Below are 1,145 nucleotides of genomic sequence, written 5' to 3' on the forward strand. Positions count from 1 at the left end.
TCGGCTTGCTTCAGGATCGACAGGATTTGGCTGTCGGAAAAACGTGACTTCTTCATGCAGAATCTCCCTGCGGGTAGTTTACGGAAAATTCTACTTTTGAGTACCGCTATTTTTCGGGGGGATTACCAGCGGACACCCGGTTTTCGGTCATCATCCGGTTCGATCCAGTTAGACGTCATGCTCACCCCGTGGCGTGACTAACCCTTCAGGAATCGTTGTTCATCGAACACCCTCTGATGCTTGAGCATGAAGTAGGCAGCCCGGCCCAGCTTGTGGGCCAGCGCCGACAGCGCCTTGGCTTTGTTCATGCGTTTCAGGAGTTTCTGTAGATAGCGTTGGGCCTTGTCATTACCCCGCAGATAGAGCACGGCGGCCTCTGAGAAGGCCCACTTCAGATGGGCGTTGCCGATCTTGTTGCCCTGGGTGCCGTAGACCTTGCCAGCGGATTCCGCCTTGCACTTGATGAGCCGGGCGTAAGAAGCAAACTTCTGTACGGACTCAAAGCGCCGGATATCGCCGATTTCATAGAGAATGGTCAGTGCCAGGATACGGCCCACACCCGGAATGGTGCGCAACACACTCAGAGAGGCAGGATCGTGTTGTTTCGCCTGCCGTTCCAGATGATCTTCCAGCTTGTCCAGTTCCCGGTGATAACACTCGATGATGGCCAGGTCGAAGTTGATGTTCTGCAGGACATCCTGATTGGCAAACGCCAGGCGAACCTGCTCCCGGGCACCAACATTTTTCAGGTTTACCTTATTGGGTGGAAGGTTGTACTGACTGGTGGTGTTGACCACATGGGCCTTGAGCATGGCCCCGTGCTGGACAATGCGGGTGCGTCGGCGAAGTAAATCCCGGGTGGACCGCATCTCACTGGGATACACGTAAGCCAGGGGGAAATTGCCGCCCTTGATGAGCATGGCGATCTTGAACGAATCGATGCGGTCGTTCTTGGTTTTGCCGCCGTGAATGGCCTTCATGTAGAGGGCGTGTCCCAGGATGAAACGGATGTTGTGTCCTTCGCACAGATCCGAGATCCAGTACCAGCAGTGCATGCACTCGACGCCAACGACCAGGTCATCACGGAAGGGTTCGAGCAGGGCCAGAAGCGGTTCTGGGCGGGCTTTGATTTCCTTGTGCAGCAA

2 protein-coding genes are annotated in these 1,145 nt (G+C 55.4%); one reads left to right on the forward strand and one right to left on the reverse strand.

Annotated elements, in window-relative coordinates; genetic code table 11:
• Positions 1 to 201 (forward strand): hypothetical protein (locus EZI54_RS24955; RefSeq protein WP_207389345.1); only part of this gene is annotated, 201 nt, incomplete at its 5' end.
• Here EZI54_RS24955 and EZI54_RS23820 read toward each other — a convergent pair.
• The coding region (locus EZI54_RS23820; protein ID WP_131484330.1) for an IS110 family RNA-guided transposase at positions 198 to 1,145 on the reverse strand (948 nt) is incomplete at its 5' end. The genes EZI54_RS24955 and EZI54_RS23820 overlap by 4 nt on opposite strands.

Source organism: Marinobacter halodurans, from assembly GCF_004327985.1.
In the GTDB taxonomy this organism is placed as follows: Bacteria; Pseudomonadota; Gammaproteobacteria; order Pseudomonadales; family Oleiphilaceae; genus Marinobacter_A; species Marinobacter_A halodurans.